This window comes from Bacillus sp. AFS041924 (genome assembly GCF_002577195.1).
In the GTDB taxonomy this organism is placed as follows: domain Bacteria; phylum Bacillota; class Bacilli; order Bacillales; family Bacillaceae_G; genus Gottfriedia.
This window is the reverse complement of sequence record NZ_NULG01000024.1, coordinates 1-17,370: the sequence shown is the minus strand read 5'-3', so window position 1 is coordinate 17,370 and position 17,370 is coordinate 1. Positions and strand designations below refer to the sequence as shown.

General features: G+C 33.3%; 15 protein-coding genes. 14 read left to right on the top strand and 1 reads right to left on the bottom strand.

Translation table 11 applies throughout. The features are described from left to right. Nucleotides 1-264 precede the first annotated feature (264 nt). The 14 genes from COC46_RS08450 (at nt 265) to COC46_RS08385 (ending at nt 15,752) form a co-directional block, all read left to right on the top strand. A complete protein-coding gene (locus tag COC46_RS08450) occupies nt 265-621 on the top strand; it encodes a helix-turn-helix domain-containing protein (RefSeq protein WP_176545101.1) in 357 nt (118 codons plus the stop codon). 1 nt (nt 622) lies between these two features. Then, on the top strand, nt 623-1,432 hold the full coding sequence (locus tag COC46_RS08445) for an ImmA/IrrE family metallo-endopeptidase (RefSeq protein ID WP_098809297.1): 810 nt from the start codon (nt 623-625) through the stop codon (nt 1,430-1,432). Between the two features lie 25 nt (nt 1,433-1,457). After that, the gene (locus tag COC46_RS08440; protein WP_141550886.1) at nt 1,458-2,042 is read left to right on the top strand and encodes a hypothetical protein; all 585 of its coding nucleotides are present in this window, start codon (nt 1,458-1,460) and stop codon (nt 2,040-2,042) included. 251 nt (nt 2,043-2,293) lie between these two features. Continuing rightward, nucleotides 2,294-3,565 (top strand): cation:dicarboxylate symporter family transporter, encoded by a 1,272-nt coding sequence (locus tag COC46_RS08435; RefSeq protein WP_098809295.1) that lies wholly within the window; start codon nt 2,294-2,296, stop codon nt 3,563-3,565. An 18-nt stretch (nt 3,566-3,583) separates the two neighbouring features. Then, nucleotides 3,584-5,020: an aspartate ammonia-lyase gene (gene aspA, locus COC46_RS08430; RefSeq protein ID WP_098809294.1), complete on the top strand. Its 1,437-nt coding sequence runs from the start codon at nt 3,584-3,586 to the stop codon at nt 5,018-5,020. A gap of 209 nt (nt 5,021-5,229) precedes the next feature. Then, the gene (locus COC46_RS08425) at nt 5,230-6,924 is read left to right on the top strand and encodes an NAD-dependent malic enzyme (RefSeq protein ID WP_098809293.1); all 1,695 of its coding nucleotides are present in this window, start codon (nt 5,230-5,232) and stop codon (nt 6,922-6,924) included. Between the two features lie 176 nt (nt 6,925-7,100). Continuing rightward, entirely contained in the window at nt 7,101-8,345 is a 1,245-nt protein-coding gene (locus COC46_RS08420; protein ID WP_255294853.1) for an ATP-binding protein, read from the top strand. A 4-nt stretch (nt 8,346-8,349) separates the two neighbouring features. Beyond that, nucleotides 8,350-9,282, top strand: a complete 933-nt coding sequence (locus COC46_RS08415; RefSeq protein ID WP_098809292.1) for a response regulator — start codon at nt 8,350-8,352, stop codon at nt 9,280-9,282. A gap of 254 nt (nt 9,283-9,536) precedes the next feature. Continuing rightward, on the top strand, nt 9,537-10,838 hold the full coding sequence (locus COC46_RS08410) for a phage portal protein (RefSeq protein WP_098809291.1): 1,302 nt from the start codon (nt 9,537-9,539) through the stop codon (nt 10,836-10,838). Between the two features lie 145 nt (nt 10,839-10,983). Then, entirely contained in the window at nt 10,984-12,252 is a 1,269-nt protein-coding gene (locus COC46_RS08405; RefSeq protein ID WP_098809290.1) for a saccharopine dehydrogenase family protein, read from the top strand. A gap of 212 nt (nt 12,253-12,464) precedes the next feature. Then, on the top strand, nt 12,465-12,896 hold the full coding sequence (locus COC46_RS08400; RefSeq protein WP_098809289.1) for a DUF2521 family protein: 432 nt from the start codon (nt 12,465-12,467) through the stop codon (nt 12,894-12,896). A gap of 58 nt (nt 12,897-12,954) precedes the next feature. Next, complete coding sequence (gene cwlD, locus COC46_RS08395) at nt 12,955-13,665, top strand: N-acetylmuramoyl-L-alanine amidase CwlD (RefSeq protein ID WP_098809288.1); 711 nt, start codon at nt 12,955-12,957, stop codon at nt 13,663-13,665. Nucleotides 13,666-13,903: 238 nt separating this feature from the next. Further along, nucleotides 13,904-14,965 carry an Mrp/NBP35 family ATP-binding protein gene (locus tag COC46_RS08390; protein WP_098809287.1) on the top strand — a complete coding sequence of 354 codons (1,062 nt, stop codon included), beginning with the start codon at nt 13,904-13,906 and terminating at the stop codon, nt 14,963-14,965. A 199-nt stretch (nt 14,966-15,164) separates the two neighbouring features. Beyond that, nucleotides 15,165-15,752 carry a KinB-signaling pathway activation protein gene (locus tag COC46_RS08385; RefSeq protein ID WP_098809286.1) on the top strand — a complete coding sequence of 196 codons (588 nt, stop codon included), beginning with the start codon at nt 15,165-15,167 and terminating at the stop codon, nt 15,750-15,752. A 205-nt stretch (nt 15,753-15,957) separates the two neighbouring features. Here COC46_RS08385 and pdaB read toward each other — a convergent pair whose 3' ends face one another. After that, the gene (gene pdaB / locus COC46_RS08380) at nt 15,958-16,725 is read right to left on the bottom strand and encodes a polysaccharide deacetylase family sporulation protein PdaB (RefSeq protein WP_098809285.1); all 768 of its coding nucleotides are present in this window, start codon (nt 16,723-16,725) and stop codon (nt 15,958-15,960) included. Between the last annotated feature and the right edge of the window lie 645 nt (nt 16,726-17,370).

Genomic DNA, 17,370 nt, shown 5'->3' with positions numbered 1-17,370 from the left:
CAGTACAAGGACTCTCAACCATTTTTGGTTGGGAGTCTTTTTTGTTTTTTTAACTATGTGATTAAATATCACAGTTTATTCAGGCAGTTCATTTTTTATTTATTACTGTAAATGGTGTTTATATGAGGAATAAAGTAATGTACCATTTTCCTTAAATCATTTATATGATAATTAGTGTGCAAAGATTAGTTTGTGTAATATATAAGCATAAACTTCATTTTATTGTGTAATTATTATATTATATAGTAAATGTGGGTGGAAAGGATGACTGAAATGAGTAAACTTAAGGACGAAGTAATAGGTAAAAGAATACGCCAAGCTCGTCTAGAATGTGGATTTTCTCAAGAAGAGCTGGGGGAAGGTGTTAATCTTTCAAGATCCCAAATTGGAAATATTGAGACAGGTAGAACTGTGTTATCCGCAAAAGACGCAAAAGATATATGTGACTATTTGGGGTTAGATATTAATGAAATACTTAATACTGATGAGAATGAATTGGAAGCACTAATACTCTTTAGACAGGGTGAAGGTATATCCAATGAAAGGCTAATTGATTGGTCAGAAAATATTATAAATGAATTAATTGCTCAAGAATTTTTATTTAAACAAGAGGGTGAATAAAATGTTCTCTCGTACAGATAAGGTAGTTATAAGTGATATTGATAAGAAAAAAATCAATTATGAAGCAAAGATTTTTGCAAATGAAATAAGAGAAAAATTAAATGTAAATGCAGATGAAAGAATTAATGTAATAAAATTTTTAGAAGAACAGGGTTATTTAGTTTTTCAAATTTTAAACTTAGGAACTTCAGGGTTTATACGGATTTTAGGTAAAGAAAAAGCAATATTTTTAAATGCTTCAGAACCACTTGGAAGACAAATATATACTGCCATTCATGAATTTTGCCATATTTTGAAGGATTTAAGTCAAATTAAGAAAATAGATAACTTATCTGAAGAGCAGAAACAATATGAATTAGATAAAATGGAGTATTTCGCTTTCAAGTTTGCCGATTATTTTCTTATGTCTGAGCCTTTAATATTTAATTACCTTTCTAAGGTAGGGGTAAGCAATTTTTCTAAGATTACTATTAAAGAAATTATGAATATACAACACCATTTTCAACTTAGTTTTAGACAAACTACACGTATGTTAAATAAATATGGTGTTTTAACAGACTTTCAAAGAGATGAGTTTAATAAGTTAAGTACTAAAGAAAATCCAATATTGCTTAAAGAAAAAACAGTTGAATTAGGATTTGATATTGATTTAATTTCACCGTTATCAGAAAGTCGTATACCAGAGAGGTTTAACCAAAGTATTCTTGATAATATTAAAAATGGTAGAATATCACGTAAAAAAGTATTGTATCTTGCAAATTTATTACATATGCCTAGTTTGGAAAAGATAATAGAAGTAGGTAAAGACTAATGAAAATAACCTTAAAGCTGTAGTGTTGTCAGATACAGATATTTTGGTACACATGGTTAAAGGTGGTATATTTTTTAAAATTGTTCCTTATATTTTAGATTTAATTTACATTACTCCTAAAGTTGAGGATGAATTGAAGGCTAGCCACAGTCATATTTATTATCAATTACTAAATGAAATAAATAAAGGGCAATTCTTGAGAAGAACAAAGGATACTTGGAATGATTTATCTATTGAACAGAAGAAAACAGTAAATCAAACCAAAAGTAGAATGAGACCAAAACTTGATCCTGGAGAACTTGATTGCTATGCCTACTCTGTAGGCATGGAGATTGATGCAATTATTTCTAATGATAAACAAGCTAAGGAAATTATCTCCGTGGATTCGGAAGGGGAAAAAGTTGTTATAACTTTTTGGGACTTACTAATCTTAGCAATTAAAAATGACCTCATAAGTTGGGAAGTAGGGGAAGATTATTATAATCAAGTAGTGGATAGGTGTGGATTGACGCTTCCTCCATTTGGAAGGCATATTGAGAGATTTGATGATTATTGTGGGAAACATAAATGGGTAAAAGATTATTTAAGTAATAATGTACCCAATAAATAGAATAAACTTCTAAAATACATAATAATTCGAGCCACTTGATGGTTCTTTTTTTTAAAAATTTTTTCGAGTTAATTTTGATTTTGACACTCCTAAAACAGCTCTATCTTAGACTAACTGAATGTTCGTGCTTTTTTTTATTTGAAATAATTTTAAAACTGTTTGTAGGTTTCTGTATTGTTTTGTAGGTTTGCATATAGAATGAGTTATGTATTTCATTTAAATGTTTGAAAGCGTTAACAAGGGGGATTTATATGAAAAAATTTGGATTAGCTACGCAAATTTTTATTGCTCTTATATTAGGTATTGTTGTAGGAGCTTTAGTATATGGTAACGAGAAGGCAGTCTCTTATATTCAACCGATTGGTGATATTTTTATTCATTTAATTAAAATGATTGTTATGCCAATCGTAATTTCAGCACTTGTAGTTGCTGTAGCAGGTGTAGGGGATATAAAGAAGCTTGGAAAACTTGGAGGGAAAACACTTCTTTACTTTGAAATCATTACGACAATTGCGCTTGGAATTGGATTACTTGCAGCAAATATATTCCATCCAGGTGCAGGTATAGATATGAGCCATCTGCAAAAAGGTGATATTTCAGCATATGAACAAACAGCATCTGCAACACAAAAAAGTGGCTTTGCCGAAACAATCGTTCATATCTTCCCAAAAAATGTGTTTGAATCGATGGCACAAGGCGATCTTTTACCGATTATTTTCTTCTCTGTTCTTTTCGGTTTAGGAGTAGCGGCGATTGGAGATAAAGGAAAGCCAGTTCTTGGATTTTTTGAAGGCGTATTAGAAGCAATGTTCTGGGTAACAAATCAAATTATGAAAACTGCTCCAATCGGAGTTTTCGCGTTAATTGCAGTTACAGTGGCAAAGTTCGGTGTTAGTACATTATTACCACTTGGTAAACTTGTATTAGCTGTTTATGTAACTGTGGCATTTTTTGCTATTGTTATTTTAGGTATTAATGCTAAAATGACAGGGACGAATATTTTTACGCTTATTAAGGTTTTAAAGGACGAGCTAATACTTTCCTTTACAACAGCAAGTTCGGAAGCAGTTCTTCCGAACATTATGAAAAAAATGGAGGAAATGGGTTGTCCAAAGGCAATCGTATCTTTCGTTATTCCGACTGGATATTCGTTTAATCTAACAGGCTCGGCAATCTATCAAGCTCTTGCTGCGTTATTTGTCGCTCAGATGTATAATATTCACATGACATTTATGGAGCAGGTTACATTATTATTTGTATTGATGCTTACATCGAAAGGGATGGCCGGTGTCCCTGGTGCATCGTTCGTAGTTGTACTAGCAACACTAGGTTCAATGGGATTACCTTTAGAAGGAATCGCATTAATTGCAGGTATTGACCGTATTTTAGACATGGTCCGTTCTGCAGTAAATGTATTAGGAAACTCATTAGCTGCAATTACAATGGCTAAATGGGAAGGCGAATACGATAAAGATAAAGCGCAAGCATTTATTGATTCATATAAGGAATCAAAAGTTGCGTAAAGATGGGAGAAAAACAAAATGGCGGCTACTGAAATTAAACCAAACATACGTATTGAAAAAGATTTCTTAGGAGAAAAAGAAATTCCAGCAGATGCCTACTATGGTGTCCAAACATTACGTGCAGTTGAAAATTTTCCGATTACTGGATATAAAATTCACGAAGAGCTTATTAAGGCTTTAGCAATTGTAAAGAAAGCAGCTGCACTTGCTAATGTGGAAACAAAACGTCTGTATGAAGGAAATGGTAATGCAATTGCAGAAGCTGCTCAAGAAATTATTGATGGCAAATGGCATGATCATTTCATTGTAGATCCTATTCAAGGTGGCGCAGGTACGTCAATGAATATGAATGCAAATGAAGTTATTGCAAATCGTGCGCTTGAAATTTTAGGTAAAGAAAAAGGTGACTATTTCTGTATTAGTCCAAACACCCATGTAAATATGTCGCAGTCTACAAATGATGCATTTCCAACTGCAATTCACATTGCGACTTTAAATATGTTAGATAAACTATTAAATACGATGAACTATATGCATGATGTATTTGAGTTAAAGGCAAAAGAATTTGATCATGTTATTAAAATGGGGCGTACTCACTTACAGGATGCAGTACCGATTCGTTTAGGACAAGAGTTCGAAGCTTATTCTCGAGTTCTTGCTCGTGATATAAAACGTATCGAACAATCGCGTCAACATTTATATGAGGTAAATATGGGAGCTACAGCGGTAGGAACAGGCTTAAATGCTGATCCTCGCTATATTGAACTTGTTGTTAAGCAACTTGCTGAAATTAGTGGCTTATCACTTGTAGGAGCTGAGCATCTTGTTGATGCTACTCAAAACACTGACTCTTACACAGAAGTATCAGCTGCTCTTAAAGTATGTATGATGAATATGTCTAAAATTGCGAATGATTTACGCTTAATGGCTTCTGGTCCACGTGCAGGGCTTGGTGAAATTTCATTACCAGCACGTCAACCAGGTTCATCTATTATGCCAGGTAAAGTAAATCCTGTAATGGCTGAAGTAGTTAACCAAGTTGCATTCCAAGTGATCGGTAATGATCATACAATTTGTTTAGCATCAGAAGCAGGACAATTAGAATTAAACGTTATGGAACCTGTACTAGTATTCAATTTACTTCAATCTATTAACATTATGAATAATGTATTCCGTGCATTTACTGATAATTGTTTAAAAGGAATTGAAGCAAATGAAGACAGAATGAAAGAATATGTAGAGAAGAGCGTTGGGCTAATCACAGCTGTAAATCCACATATCGGCTATGAAGTTGCTGCAAGAATTGCGAGAGAAGCAATTCTAACAGGAAAGCCAATTCGTGAACTTTGCTTAAAATATGATGTATTATCAGAAGAAGAGCTTGATTTAATTTTAGACCCATTTGAAATGACTCACCCAGGTATTGCTGGTGCAGTTCTTTTAGAGCGTCAATAATCAGTCGGACAGTATTCTTTGTTGCTTAGCCTGTTTGCGGCGCTTGTTACCATTCTTCGGTAACTATGCGCTTCTTCAGGCTTAGCTTATTGAAAGACAGGTGTTTTTCATACAGTCTGACAATGTTTAAATGGTGAAGGGCGAAAAGCCCTTTTTTGCTTAACTTAAATAGATAAATATAAAAAGAAAAAGATAAGGGATGGGATTGTATGCATAAATTCAAGGTAGGTTCGAATGGTGAGGTAGAGACTACCTTGCGTGGTGCCGAATTATTAGGTGTGCCAATGCTTAATAAAGGAGTTGCATTTACTCAAGAGGAACGAAAAGAGTTAGGTTTAACAGGATTATTGCCGCCAGCAGTACTAACACTGGAAGAGCAAGCTAAACGAGCTTACGCGCAATTTTCGTCACAGCCTACTGATTTGCATAAGAATGTAACATTATCAGCTTTGCATGACCGTAATGAGACATTATTTTATCGAATTCTAACTGATCACTTACCTGAAATGCTTCCGATTGTCTATACACCGACAGTTGGTCTAGCAATTCAGCGTTATAGTCATGAATATAGAAGACCTCGTGGATTGTATCTATCGATTAATGAAGCAGATAGTATTGAACAAGTTTTTGAAAATTATGGAGCAAATGCGGACGAAATTGATTTAATCGTTATTACTGACGGTGAAGGTATATTAGGAATTGGTGACTGGGGAGTTGGAGGTATTAATATCGCAATTGGTAAATTAGCGGTTTATACAGCTGCAGCAGGTATCGATCCTGCACGTGTAATGCCAGTTATTTTAGATGTTGGTACAGACCGTGAAGAGCTACTAAACAACCCATTTTATGTTGGAAATCGTCATCCTCGTATTCGCGATAGTCGCTATGATGAATTCATCGAGCAGTTTGTAAATGCGGCTGTGGAAAAATATCCAAATGCATTATTACATTGGGAAGATTTTAGCTCTAAAAATGCAAGAAATATATTAGATAAGTATCGTCATCGAGTGTGTACTTTTAATGATGATATTCAAGGTACTGGAGCAGTTTCTCTTGCCGCTGTACTAGCAGCAGTAAACGCATCTGGTATCCCATTAAGCGAACACCGAGTAGTCGTATTTGGAGCAGGAGCAGCAGGTATTGGAATCGCTGACCAAGTACGTGACGCAATGGTGCGTGAAGGTCTTTCATTAGAATTAGCGAACCGTAGATTTTGGTGTATTGACCGAAATGGATTGCTTGCAAATGATATGGACGGGTTGTTTGACTTCCAACAACCATACGCACGACCGGTTGAAGAAAATAATTCGGGTGCAAGCTTAGCAGAAGTTGTAAGTCAAGTTCACCCTACAATATTAATTGGTACGTCAACTGTTGCTGGTGCTTTTACAGAAGAAATTGTAAAAGATATGGCTGCACATGTTGAAAGACCTGTCATTTTACCAATGTCAAACCCTACACCTCTTGCGGAAGCAAAACCTTCTGATCTAATCAAATGGACTGAAGGAAGAGCGTTAGTTGCGACAGGTAGTCCTTTTGCTCCAGTAACATATAACAAAACTGTTTACGTAATTGGTCAATCAAATAATGCGCTTATTTTCCCAGGTTTAGGACTTGGAACAAATGTGTCACGCGCAAGCATTATTACTGATGGCATGTTTGCAGCGGCAGCAGAAGCTGTAGCAGAAATGATAGATGTAAGTAAATTAGGTGCACCTTTACTACCACAAATCGAGAACCTACGTACAATTTCAGAAGTAGTTGCGATTGAAGTGGCAAAAGCAGCAGTTGCTGATGGAGTTGCACGAGTAGCACATGATGATATTGAACAAGCTGTACGAAACGCAATGTGGGAGCCTGCATATCGCCCTATTAAAGCTGCGAAAGAATTAGTTACAATATAAAAAACAAAAATACAGCTTGATGATCAAGCTGTATTTTCTTATGACATTAATATGCAGTACGGGGGATCATTGTGTTAATGACAACAAGGCGATATACTAGTAGCAAAAATCAGGAAGTGGCGGATTTGAAATCTAAGGGACTTCAAAGTAGAGATTTCTGGATAGTTATTGCACTTATGGTAATCGTTCCAATAGCGGGCGAATTGAATTTTCATCCATTTGATAATATTTTTCGCGTTAGTTTCGGAACACCTATTTTCTTTTTTTCTTTATTGTACTTTAGGAATTTTCCTTCAGTTGTAATGGGCTTCTTAATAGGCGTATCCGTTTTTGTATTCCGTGTTGGACTCGATTGGATCATCATGACAGATTTTAACTTTTCCTCATCCTTTTCTGTGAGGTTTCCTACTTTTTTATATTATTTCTCATACTCTGTTTTATTCTATTTAATGAGGGTGAATCGGTTTCAGCATCCTGTTCTGATCGGTATTTTCGGTATTACATTTGAAATAGCTTCAAGTTTAATTGAGTTGATCCTACAACTATATGGAATAGGAGCCACGCTTACTATAGAAGAGTTAAACAAAATTATTATCATTGCAATATTTAGAAGCTTTTTTGTATTAGCATTTATTAATATGATGAAGCTTTACGAGCTAAGATTGAAAGAGTCACAAACTCGTAAAGAGAATGAGAATATGCTAATGCATTTATCTAATTTGTATGTAGAGTCTGTTTATTTGAAAAAGACGCTCCAAAATGCTGAAACAATAACGAAAGAATCCTATAACTTATATCGAAATATGAATAAGTATAAAGAGGATTTAGACGTTCCTATTGAAGAGTGGGGGAGCAAAGCTTTGCGAATAGCAGGAGAGGTACATGAAATAAAAAAGGATAATCAAAGAATTTTTGCAGGACTTTCTAAACTAATTACAAGCGAAAGCTTACCCGAATACATGAGCGTAAATGATTTAGCGACAATGATCATCCGAATAAACCAAAAATATGCAGGCATGTTAGGAAAGAAAATAGAGTTTGTTTCACAGATAAAGGGGCAACATCCACATTATCACATCTATCTCATGCTATCTTTTATTAATAATTTAGTTGCGAACGCTGTAGAAGCAATAGAGCATGAAGGGACAATTCTATTATCAATAGAAAAAAATGATGATTGGATTGAGTCTAGAGTGATTGATAATGGCCCAGGAATTGCGTTAAAAAATAAGGAGCTTATTTTTAAACCAGGGTACACTTCAAAATATAGTGATGATGGAACACCGTCTACAGGAATCGGTTTATCATATATCAAAGAAATGGCAGAAGAATTGGGAGGACAAGTTCTTCTCAGTCAAACAGAGAGTGAATGTATTTTCACGATTCGGCTACCGATAGATGGTCTCGTAGAGAAAGGGTGAATGTATGAATTTTTATATCACAGACGATGATGAAGTATTTCGATCTATGTTGGCCCAAATCATAGAAGATGAAGAGTTAGGTGACGTGGTCGGTGAGGCAGAAGATGGTTCCTTTATAGAGACAAATACGCTTGAAATAAACCATGTTGATATTTTATTTATTGATTTGCTAATGCCAATACAGGATGGTATAGAAACGGTTCGGAGATTAGCACCTTCATTCAAAGGGAAAATAATAATGATTTCTCAAGTAGAGTCTAAAGAATTAATTGGAGAAGCGTATTCCTTAGGTATCGAATATTACATTACTAAGCCATTGAACAAAATCGAAGTGATTTCGGTCATTCGGAAGGTTTTAGAACGTATTCGGTTGGAGCAATCTATTCGTGATATTCAAAGGTCATTAAGCAATGTTTTTGATGTAAATTCGATTAATCATCCAAGGCCAATTGCTGATAAAAAGACAATTTCGGATTGGGGACAGGTTCTATTATCAGAACTCGGAATAGCAGGAGAAAATGGAAGCAAGGATTTGCTTGATATGATCAATTACGTATATGAATATGAAACGAAATTTGGTTTAGAGGCAGGGTTTCCTACCTTAAAGGATATATACACACGTATCAGTTTAAAAAAACTAGGATTCGTCAATTCACAAGAAGATGTTGATCGCGAAAGGAAATCGTCAGAACAAAGGGTTCGTAGGGCAATTTACCAGTCATTAAACCATATGGCATCAATAGGGCTTACAGACTTCTCTAATCCTAAATTTGAAAATTACGCTTCAAAGTTTTTTGATTTTGAAACAGTACGTCAAAGAATGAGTGAACTGAAACAAGTATCAATTACTTCATCGACACATACGCGGATTAATGCGAAGAAATTTATTCAGGTTTTATACTTCGAGTCAAAACAACTCTTAGTTGAAAGATATTAAAAATAAATGTTTCTAGGCCCTCAGTTCCTTTTCCTGAGGGTCTTTTTCCTATGTTCTTACTTGATGGAATAAACTAAATAGGATATTCATAATCTAAAACGAAGAAATATTATAATATTCTAATAATTACTTCCCAATTTATAGCATAGAAGAGTTTTAAAAGAATAAAATAATATACCTTAATAAAATATACTTAGTTTCGTCCATGTTAGGGGTGATGTACACTGGGTTTAATCGACTGGATAATTGGAAAAATGAATTTTCAATCGAGTACTAGTACTTTTGAGTTATTAAATGACGATGGGGAAGGTCAATTAACTTTAGGAAATACATTATTTAAGAATGATGTGATTCGGTCATGTATTAGACCGAAAGCTAATGCAATTGGAAAACTAAAAGTAACTCATGTCAGAGAGAATAATAAAGAGTGCAAGATTAACCCAGATCCGTGGGTTTTTAATGTACTTCGAGAACCAAATCCATTCATGTCTTTACAACTACTTTTAGAGAAAATGGTAACCCAGCTTGACTTGAATAGTAATGCTTTTGCATTTATTAAACGAAATGACTTTGGCTATCCGACAGCTCTTTTTCCCATTCCTTGTACTACGGTAGAAGTGCTAGAAAATAATCAAGGGTTAATCTTTTTAAAATTTACATTCAAAACCAAAAATGTACTAATTTTACCTTATAGCGATATCATTCATTTAAGACAGGATTTTAACAGTAATGATTTATTTGGAACGCCTCCATATGATCCTTTACTCCCATTATTAGAAGTGATTGATTCTGTCGATGATAGTATCGTTCGAAATGTAAGTAACAATCGTTTTATAAATTGGTTATTGAACTTTAAAGAAGTACTCGATCAAGAAGATATGGTTAATAATACGAATGAATTTGTAAACAATTATATGAAATTTACAGGTGATGGTGTAAGAGCAGGTTTTTCAGAGCCTTTGTATACTTTACAACAAGTACCCATAAGTAATTATGCTCCAGAGGCACAGAGAACAAATGATGCGATCAGACGAATCTATAGTTTTTTTAATACGAACGAGAAAATAGTTCAAAGTACATTTAATGAGAATGAATGGAATACTTATAATGAAGCTGTCATTAATCCTTTGGTCATCCAGTTAAACAACGAATTTACGCGTAAATTCTTCACCCCAGCAGAACGTAAAAATGGTAATCGTATTGTTTTTGAAGCTTCTAACTTAGAATTTGCCTCAATTGCAACTAAATTAGCCTTTTCAATTATGGTAGAGCGAGCATCTTTAACGCCTAATGAATGGCGTTCTCTAATGGGGATTGGACCGATTCAAAGAGGGGAAGTACCACTTCTAAAAAATGATACCTCTCCAATTGACCAAAAAGAAAGGGATAGAGAATTTGAACTACGTGTTGAAAGAGAAAAGAAACGCGAAGAAGAAATAGAAAAATGTAGGGAAGAATGTAGAGAAGAATGCAAACAATTTAGAGAGTTTTGTATGGAGCAACAGAAAAAACTTTTAGAAAAACCAGAAACCGATGATAAAAAAAATGAAAAATAGAGCTATTAACTAATAATTAGTTAGGCTTTTTTTTTTCCAGTTGATTGATAGATTGGGCAGACAGGATACTTGTCCGAACACTTTTTCCATTGGCTCATATAGTAAAGTAAAAGCTAATATTAAACCAATTTATGGAGTTGTTTATATGTTTGAAAAGGATGCGATTATTACCCTATTAGGTAGTTCTGGCGGAGTAGCAAAGGCAGTACTTTCTATATTCAATAAAGCGGTGGAGGATATAAATGATCCTATTCACCAGATAATGAAAAATGCCAGGTTTCATTTTATTGACTTAAAGCAGAAAGATTTGACTTACTTTGAAAGGATTATTCCTAATTTAATTGGAAAAGTTACATTTCATGAAGTAAATGTTAATAATATTGATTTAATGAAGAAACATCTTATAGAAAGCAAAACAGTTCTTGTGGTTGATGTTTCTAGAGCCGATTCCGTTGAGATGTTACGTTGCTGTAATGAGTTTGGTGTTAAATATGTCAACACGGCTTTAGAAAGTGAAATTGTAGATGAAGATGAAAGTATTCGTTCCGGTTTCCCGCTTAAGGAACGTTTACGTATTTTTGAAGAAAATAAAAGAAAGTTTAAACAGACTACCGCAATTATTGGTTCAGGTATGAATCCAGGTATTGTCCAATGGATGGCAATCGATTTAATGAAACAATTCCCTTCTGAAAAGCCTCTTGCATGTTATATTGTTGAGCATGATAATTCTTTTTATGAAAACCCTTCTATAGCTCAAAAAGAAACAATTTATACCACTTGGTCCCCTGATTGCTTCCTAGAAGAAGCTGTCACAAGCTTTCCTATGTTCGTTAAAGAAAATATTCCAATCTTCTTGTATGATGATGTGTACTCTGTTGAATTTAAAGTAACATTAGGAGAAAAAGTTTTCTATGGTTGCCTAATGCCGCATGAAGAAGTTTTTATTATCGGCAAATTATTCAACTTAGAAAGTGGTTTTGTTTATCGTGTAAATGAGCATACAACAAATCTAATTAGAAATAATTTAAAAAATACTGATGAAATAATGGGTTTTGATAAAAAGCTTCTAGATCCTTCAACAGCTCCATTAGTAGGAGAGGACCTAGTTGGAGTTTTACTTGTATATGAAGATAAAGAGCGCTATATCTATAACGTTATAAACAATAAAGATTCATTCGCTAACTATGGTACAAATGCAACTTATCTTCAAGTTGCATGTGGAGTTTATGCAGGAGTTGCAAGTTTATTTTTGGATAGTGTAGAAGATGGAGCTTATTTTGTAGACGAATTAATATTAAATACAAATAGTAAATATGGACAATACCTTAAATACCATATGCCACAATTTGTATATGGAGAAAATGAAAAAAGTGAAGGGTTACTCTTACAAAGAATGAAGTCATATAATAATTAATCCTAAAAGAGGGTAAATTGAGTCCCTCTTTTTTATTTTTGAAAGAAAGTTTAGGGGCCTAAAAAATGGTTTATTAATTCACAATCTTTCTATTTTGTAAAATCAGTGTTTTTTATGAAAATTATTATTTTCTTATGGAAGAAATTAAGTATGTAGTTTATGAATGAAGGACCCCTTTTCGTCTTAGAATATGATTACGGGGAGGTTTCATCATGAATCTTATAACGAATTTTCGAGAAAAAAGAAGAGAAAAACAAATTAAATTTGAAAAAAGCTTATTAAAAGAATTAAAAATTATGCAGTTAAAAGCTCAATTGAAGGATTCTTTTTCCTACTTTATAGATGCAGATAGTCACCAAAGAAAAGCACGAGAGGATTACTGTTTAGAGCTAGTTGTAGAGACATACTTACTTGGTGCAAGATATAGCCGATTTGGCTTTTTTGGAGAACCAATTGAAAATGTTAAAAGAAGATCAGCTAAAGAATCTGAATGGTTAGCCTATTTATTTTATTCTTCGGTATTTGGCCGTAAGGATGATATCCAAACAGAGCCGTTTGACAGATGTAAATCCTTTTTAAATAATTGGTGGTTAGATGGCTATGTAAAAGGAGAAAGAAGACACAGACTTCGTTTATCAAAGTAAGTCATATTCTTCCTAGTTGTCCCATATATTTTTTATAGGACAATCAGGGGGAGAAAAAATGAAAAGATGGCACTTTATCGTTATCATTGTAACCTTTGTTTTTTTGATTTTATGTATACCTTTATTACAAAAGACTTCAAAGACCTGGAATTTTAGAGGACTACCTCTAGATGGAAAAGTGATTGTTTTGGATGCTGGACATGGTGGACCAGATGGAGGTGCTTCAGGTGGAGAGGTTATTGAAAAAGTTGTTGCATTATCAATAACAAATAAACTGAGGGATTATTTACAAGGTCAAGGCGCAACGGTTATTATGACAAGGGATGGTGATTATGATTTAGCAGAGGATGGAATGAAAGGGTATAGTAGAAGAAAGAGTGTTGATTTAAGAAAAAGAGTAGAAATTATTAATGGATCTCACGCAGACTTATACATATCAATTCATTTGAACTCCTTACCAAGAACATCATCTAAAGGTGCTCAAACATTCTATTATGGTTCATTTATTGAAAATGAGCGATTTGCAAAATACGTCCAAGCTGAGTTAAGAGAAAGTTTAAACAATACTCATCGACTAGCGAAAATTATTAATCATGTTTACTTAATGAAATACTCGAAAGTACCAGGTGCGCTTGTGGAAGTAGGATTTTTATCAAATTATGAAGAAAGTCAGCAGCTAAAAGATGAAGAATATCAAGATAAACTGGCAGCCGCTATATATAGAGGGGTTATTAGATACTATACAGACAAAAATGAGCCGCCTAATTAATCGGTATTTCATTCTGTTGTATTACCACATAGTGTAGCATCATTGGACACCTAATTATACTTTTTGAAAGACAAGCGCTTTCAATCACTTCGAAATTCATATTTTCTGGACTTCTTCTACTATAAGACCGCCGAGTCAATCGGTGGTTTTCATTTTTTTTAACGAATGAATGTTACTTAGGACTTACTATGTTTCATGTGTTATACTATTTAGTATATTAAGATAACGAGGTGTAAATATGCTTACCAATGAACAAGTATTATCACTTTTAGGTACAATTAATGAGCCATTTTTAAATAAATCATTAGTAGAATTGGATGCTGTTAAAGAAATTTCGATAAAAGAAGAAAAGAAACATGTAAGCGTTAAAATTGCATTATTAAAAACAGGTACTGCGGAACAAATGCAAATTCAAACACAAATCGTTCAGTTACTGAAGCAAAATGGTGCTGATACAGTTGGAATTCGTTTTACTGAATTTACAGAAGAAGAAAAAAGTCAGTTTGTTGAAAAGAACCAAGAACAATCAAGTCTTTCACTATTAGATAATAAAAAAGTACAGTTTTTAGCTATTGCAAGTGGAAAAGGTGGAGTAGGAAAATCAACAGTGTCCGTAAACTTGGCTGTTGCTTTAGCAAGATTAGGCAAAAAAGTAGGTATTATTGATGCTGATATTTATGGTTTTAGTGTACCTGACATGATGGGGATTACGACAAGACCTGTGATCAGGGGAGAACGTATCATTCCAGTAGATCGTTTTGGTGTAAAGGTTATTTCAATGGGATTCTTCGTAGAAGATAATTCACCAATTATTTGGAGAGGCCCAATGCTTGGTAAAATGCTACAGCAGTTTTTTACAGAAGTTGAATGGGGAGACTTAGATTATCTACTACTAGACTTACCACCGGGAACTGGAGACGTAGCGCTAGACGTTCATAGTATGTTACCATCTTGTAAGGAAATTATCGTTACGACACCACATCCTACTGCTTCAATTGTTGCAGCTAGAGCGGGAGTTATGGCATTAAAAACAAACCATGAAATTATTGGTGTTGTAGAAAATATGAGCTATTTTGAAAGTAAAAAAACTGGCGAAAAAGAGTATGTTTTTGGTAAAGGTGGAGGAGAAAGGCTTGCAAATGAGCTTCAAACGACTCTATTAGGACAATTACCTTTACAACAGCCTGATTGGGAAGAAGAAGACTTTGCACCTTCTATATATGATAAAGATCACCCAACCGGTAAAATCTATACGACGATTGCTAAGCAAGTAGTCGAAAAAATCGTATTAAATAAATGATAAACAATACCCTTTTAATTTGTATGCTTGTTTTTTGTTAGAAATGGTTATGTAATGTATCCATCTCTAATATTTAGACATGAAATAAATTATTAGGGTATTTATATTGATTAAATAGTTAATAAAGTTTTATAGGAATCATCTAAATTTTAGAAGAAAAGCTTAAATTGCTTTGTGAAAACGGGGGATCGAGAAAAGAATGACGAGTCGGAAATTGGTTCGATTATTTTTAACAACTTTATTAGTTGGGGGCATCGCAACAATCTTAACGGGTATTCTTTATGGGTATAAAGAATATTTAAGCTATGTTCAAGATGCTAGAATTATAAAGTTATTAGTAGAAATATCATTTTTGTTTATTTTAGGATTAGTATTCAGTGCTGTAAGTCAGATGGGATTCTTTGCATATTTAACCATACATAGATTTGGTCTAGGCTTATTTAAGTCATTTTGGAATATAGTTCAGATTGTATTAATTGTATTAGCTTTATTTGATTTAGCATATTTTCGATTTAAGGAGTATGCACACGGTGAGACTATTACTGGATATTTAGTATTTCCAATTGTACTTTTAATAGTTGGTTTGATTGTTGCTTATATAAAAAAGAGCGAAACAAACAAAGGAGCTTTTATTCCAGCATTATTTTTTATGGTCGTCGTTACAATCGTTGAATGGGTTCCTGCATTAAGACAAAATGATCTTTCTTGGTTAATTTTAATGCTTGTACCTTTATTTATTTGTAATGCGTACCAGTTATTAACTTTACACAAAATAGTAAAAAGCTAATTTTGGACTGTTAGCAAATGCTTGATTTCATTTAGTCCTGATATCATATTGTTTTACAAACCAAAAGCTAAGAGAAATTCTCTTAGCTTTTTTACATATTAAGTAATCATAACTGGTAAAGGAGTGGATATAGTTGTTTGGGATAAGTATAACTTAAGCATCTGTCTTCGCTTAAAGGCTTTCCAATCCAATCGGTGATTTTTCTTTATTTTACAATTTTAATATTCGTTTTAGTATTAGAAATCATTTGAGAAACAGTGACATTGTTATATCTTTCATCTTTTAAATAGGACCAGATTAATGGCAGGGCTTTAGGTGTTTGTAGTGCTGAATCACTTGCGTGAAGCAAAATAATATCCCCTGGATCAGTATTATTTTTTATGCTCTTAACAATGTTATTTGTTCCAGGATTTCTCCAATCCTCAGTATTAATACTCCAATGAATGACAGAAAGATTATTTCGAGCCGCAAGTTTAATTACTTCTTTATTGTATTCGCCATTTGGTGGTCTAAATAATTTTATATCCTTTATACCTAGTCGATTAAATACTTCTGCTGAATTATTTAAGTCTCTTTGCATTTCAACCGGAGTTAACTGAGTATAGCTTTTATAACGATAGCCGAGTGTCCCAATCTCATGACCTTGTTTAACAATTGTTTCTACTATTTCTGGATGTCTCTCTGCCCATGCTGCAGATAAGAAAAAGGTTGCATTTGTAATTCTTTGATTTCGTAATACATCCAGCACTTTAAGTACGTTTTCATCGCCCCAGCTAATATCAAAAGTAAGTGCTACATTTTTTTGTGAGGCATCACCTTTATAAATTGCCATTGGACCTTTATTTGTTGAAAAAGTTGAAAATGTTTTAGGTGCTTGTATATAAACTAAGCAAGCTGTGAAAAATGCAATAATAGTAATGAAAGATAATTGCTTTAATTTCCTTTTTGAAGTGATATAAAAGTAAAAAAGCATAAAATCGCCTTCTTTCTTGTCCAAGTTCTTATACTAAGGATATGAGAATTGGCATGCTTGTATGCTATAAAACAAAATGATTAAATGTTTTAAGTATTAGAACAATAAAAGAATTAGATGAACTAAAAATTGGACAAAGGATAGAGGTACTTTGAGGTGATTATTTGTTTGGGATTCTTCTTAATAAAGAGCACGTATTAGAGATTGAATCGCTAATAATACGGTCGTTATACGAAATAGATAAAGAAATATCATTGAATAATTTAAATGAGAAAGTAAAAAAAGAGATGGTTCATAAGAAGAAAATTTTATTTGAAGTGTATAATAGACTACCGATATAAGGATCTTGCTTTAAACAAAGGTGTAATTAAAGAACATGTTTTTTAGTTCTTGCATCATAATAAGGCGTATTATTGTATACGGTTTTAGGTATTTACATAGAACTTGAAAAAGATTTGAAAAAAATCATAATTTATGTTGACGTTATATTTAGATGCATGTTATATTATTACTTGTCTTCAACGACAACAAAAACTTGTTCAACTAACTTAAAAAATAAGTTTTAAAAAATGTTGACAAGTAATATTTCAAAATGGTAATATTAAAAAGTCGCTTACGAGCGATGAAGTGAACTTTGAAAACTAA